Below are 1,579 nucleotides of genomic sequence, written 5' to 3' on the forward strand. Positions count from 1 at the left end.
ATCAGGATCTTCTTCACACCCGGCAATTCACGGGCGCTGCGGTACAACTGGATCAGCGCCGAGTGGTCGGTGTTGAGGTTCGGGCAGATGCCCGGGAACACGCAAGACGGCTTGCGGCACGCGGATTCGATTTCCGGGGTCTTGCAGGCGATGCGGTACATATTCGCCGTCGGACCACCCAGGTCGGAGATCACGCCGGTAAAACCGGGAACCTTGTCACGAATTTCCTCGATCTCACGGATAATCGATTCGTGGGAGCGGTTCTGGATGATCCGGCCTTCGTGCTCGGTGATCGAGCAGAAGGTGCAGCCGCCGAAGCAGCCACGCATGATGTTCACCGAGAAACGGATCATTTCGTAGGCCGGGATCTTTTCCTTGCCGTACGCCGGATGCGGAATGCGCTGATAAGGCATGCCGAACACGTAGTCCATTTCTTCGGTGGTCATCGGAATCGGCGGAGGGTTGAACCAGACGTCCACTTCGCCGTGCTTCTGCACCAACGCGCGGGCGTTGCCCGGGTTGGTTTCCAGGTGCAACACGCGGTTGGCGTGGGCATAGAGCACAGGGTCGTTACGGACTTTTTCCACAGACGGCAGACGAATCACGGTTTTGTCGCGAGTCATCTTCGGGCTGGCCAGAATCTGCACGACCTTGGCTTCTTGCGGATCTTCAACCGGACCCTTTTCCTGCTCAATGGCACAGGCCTGGGTGTCCTGGGTGTTCACGTACGGGTTGATGATCTTGTCGATCTTGCCCGGACGATCGATGCGCGTGGAGTCGACTTCGTACCAGTCTTTCGGCGTGTCGCGTCGAATGAACGCCGTGCCGCGCACGTCGGTGATGTCTTGGATCTTGTGACCGTAGGACAGACGCTGGGCGACTTCGACGATTGCACGCTCGGCGTTGCCGTAGAGCAGGATGTCGGCGCAGGCGTCGATCAGGATCGAGTTGCGAACCCGATCCTGCCAGTAATCGTAATGCGCGATGCGGCGCAGAGATGCCTCGATGCCGCCGAGTACGATCGGCACATCCTTATAAGCTTCCTTGCAACGCTGGCTGTAGACCAGGCTCGCACGATCCGGACGCTTGCCGGCCATGCCACCTGGGGTGTAGGCGTCGTCGGAGCGGATTTTCTTGTCCGCGGTGTAGCGGTTGATCATCGAGTCCATGTTGCCGGCCGCGACACCGAAGAATAGGTTCGGCTCACCAAGCTTCATGAAGTCGTCTTTAGACTGCCAGTTTGGCTGGGCAATGATCCCGACGCGGAAGCCCTGGGACTCCAGCAGCCGGCCGATGATCGCCATGCCGAACGAAGGGTGGTCGACGTAGGCATCACCAGTGACGATGATGATGTCGCAGGAATCCCATCCGAGCTGATCCATCTCCTCCCTGCTCATCGGCAGGAATGGCGCTGGCCCGAAACATTCGGCCCAGTACTTTGGATAGTCAAATAACGGCTTGGCTGCTTGCATGTCGATAACCGGTGTTGGCTTTCATTGAATTTCGCGGGCGCGGAATATAGCACAAATTTTGATCAATTCCGACGGCTGTGGTCGGAAATTGGTGAAACCCCCAATCG

1 protein-coding gene is annotated in these 1,579 nt (G+C 58.3%); it reads right to left on the reverse strand.

Annotated features, from left to right (window positions below):
* Positions 1 to 1,472 (reverse strand): YgiQ family radical SAM protein (locus ACRESJ_RS32820; protein ID WP_431761621.1); only part of this gene is annotated, 1,472 nt, incomplete at its 3' end.
* Between the last annotated feature and the right edge of the window lie 107 nt (positions 1,473 to 1,579).

Source organism: Pseudomonas sp., assembly GCF_050739655.1.
Taxonomy (GTDB): Bacteria; Pseudomonadota; Gammaproteobacteria; order Pseudomonadales; family Pseudomonadaceae; genus Aquipseudomonas.